The organism is Nostoc sp., from assembly GCF_054880495.1.
Map to the genome: position 1 here is coordinate 1 of NZ_JBTYKD010000234.1, position 2,581 is coordinate 2,581.

Sequence of the window (2,581 nt, forward strand, 5' to 3'; positions counted from 1 at the left end):
AACGCCTGCATCGCTACCCACACTACCCCAGCCGCCACTAGAGGTACGCTGAGGTTATCTGTGCCGTGAGGTGAGACTGCCTCTGCTAGGGTGGCGAAAGTAGCAGTTACCACCGCCGTCAACAATGCCCATCCTAAACCTAAAGGCGTTGCTAGGGGACTCAGCGACGAACCAGGTAGCAGCAATAGCACTAAAAAAATCACCACTGTACTCGCTACAAACATTGCTGCTGAACCCTCCCAGGAACGCACAGAATTTCCCACTTGGTATTTATGCTGCCCGAAGCGTCTGCCGATTAATGCTGCCAAGGCATCACCCCAAGTCATGGCCATTATCCCAGCAACAGCGATCGCAGCGCCATCTATTGGGCCGTCTGGCCGCCACATTAGCCCGAACAACAGCGTCACTGAAATAGCGAAATAAACTGTACCAGGTGAGCTATCCTGGGTATCCATTGCGCCAATGATTCGGTAGCGGTACAACAGGTAGTTAAATCCGATAAAGGTAGCAAAAGGGATAATTCCAATTTCCCAGTGCTTAAACAGCAGCAGGACGCCAAAAACCCACATCCCTGCACCAATATGGATCACCTTGCGAGTCAAATCCGGCTTCACACCAAACAGCCTACGCAGTCCCTCACCTATGACAAGCAGACTAGTTGCATAAGTATAAGAAATTGCTAGCCCGATAAAATCATTTGTCATTCTCCGTGTCCCCGCGTTCTCTGCCTCATTTAGATCGATCGCTATTTCGTCTCAGGTTTTTTTCTACTAACGATACGCTGCCAATACCTTGAAGAATACCACGACCGATTAAACCTAAGCCTCGACCAACTATTTGGGTAAGGATGAAGACTATACCGCTACCTACAAAAGCTAATAGTGATTTTAAACGCGGTGCGATCGCATCACTAAATTCTAGAAGCAATGTCACTACTAAAGGAATATTAGAAAGCTTTTCTAACTCCTGATTTCGAGGAGCATAAACTGAAGTATTGGCAATGCCACGAGGCGCAATTACAAATAGTTCATACCGACTTTCAAAAACTGCTTTTGGCTCATTTATATAATTTTTTATTCGATATTTCCACGACAAATCATTTCTAAATCGTTCAATCTCTCTTGTGGAAATCAATTGCCGTCCATAAAAATTTTGCTTAATCGCTTCTACATCTGCTAAAGAATTTAACAGGGGTTGCACTACCCCATTCGCTACCTGAATCAACAAGTTCTCTAAAATCATTAATGCTTGGGACTTGGCTTCAACGCTTACTACCGGATAGGAGGTATTATCAATGTTCAATTCTGTTTGAAATAGTAAATAAGAATACAACTCGCAAACTAGCGGAATTTTATTCAGAATATCTTTTTGCACGACCTCTGTATTTCGTAACAAAAAGTTAACAACTTCTATGTTTTGATCTCCTAATTTTATCCGAGAAAATTTCCCAAAAAAATATGTAACTGCTACTTGCCATAAGTCATATATTAAGGTATTTTTTACTTCATATAATTGATTTATCTCTATTTGAGCAGCACGCAGTTCATCCAACTGTTCAGTCAATTTTTCTAGTATTAGATAAAGTAATTCCCGTTTTTTATCTTCACGAAAGATGTCAATTTCTAAAGGTACATCTGTGACATTTCGTAAAGTAAATTGAAGTTTGGTAACACAAGATGAAAACAAGTCAGATTGTAGTGTTCCCGGACTAAGTAAAGGTGGCACAATTTGCCTTTGTTGAATGGCACTACTCAATGAAGAAGCCAGAGGCACATCAGCAACGGGGATATCTTCCTCTTGCCTTTCTTGTGATGAAACCAACAACCGATTTAGCAACCAACGAGCCGCTAGCAGCTCTCGCCGATGTCCAGCTAGAATTGCTCGATCTAGTACTGGTAGTCCGGGAACTTGTAGTTGTGCTGTTACTGCGGCTAGGGTAGCGTCAATGTTAGCAATTCCTGACAAATGTAAATTATTTCGCAGTCTAGAGAAAGGGAGTGGGCTTGCCGTGAGCGTAGTCGAATGGGAGTTGGGAGTGGGCTTGCCGTGAGCGTAGTCGAATGGGAGTGAGGAGCGATGCCCTGAGCAGTTCGGCAAGCTCACTGTAAAACCTGCCGTTCGCGCAGCGTCTCGTAGAGAAGGGTTGGGAGTTATTATTGCTTCTGTGTCTTGAAGCCAATAGTAAGCACCATCTGCAACTTCTTGCATGGCGGTGATTAACTCAGAAAGTGGTGTACCTTTGGGGCAGTAGCCATTTACACCAACAGATTTCGCAGCTAATAGTAGTCCTTGTTCTTGAATAGAACTGAGGAGCAAAATTGGCAGGTTGGGATATAAGACTCTGAGTTGGCGACACAATTGTAACCCTAGCTGTTGACTGGTGGCGGAGCGACCATTACCGAATTCCAAAACTACCAAATTTACTTGGTTAGGATCTTGTTGGGCAATTTCTGCTAAAATCTGCAAGGCAACGGTGTCAGTTTCTACCACTGCTGTTACTTCCAGGTTAGGAATTGCTTCCAGAGCTACGCGTAATCCCAGACGAAAAATCGGGTCTTGGTCGATTAACAATAATTTTATC

Annotated in this window: 2 protein-coding genes; both read right to left on the minus strand. The window is 43.6% G+C overall.

Annotated elements, in window-relative coordinates; all coding sequences use genetic code 11:
- The coding region (locus tag ACYTXL_RS22280; RefSeq protein WP_461926633.1) for a diacylglycerol/polyprenol kinase family protein at nucleotides 1-704 on the minus strand (704 nt) is incomplete at its 3' end.
- 25 nt (nucleotides 705-729) lie between these two features.
- Nucleotides 730-2,580: a DUF3685 domain-containing protein gene (locus ACYTXL_RS22285; protein WP_461926634.1), complete on the minus strand. Its 1,851-nt coding sequence runs from the start codon at nucleotides 2,578-2,580 to the stop codon at nucleotides 730-732.
- Between the last annotated feature and the right edge of the window lies 1 nt (nucleotide 2,581).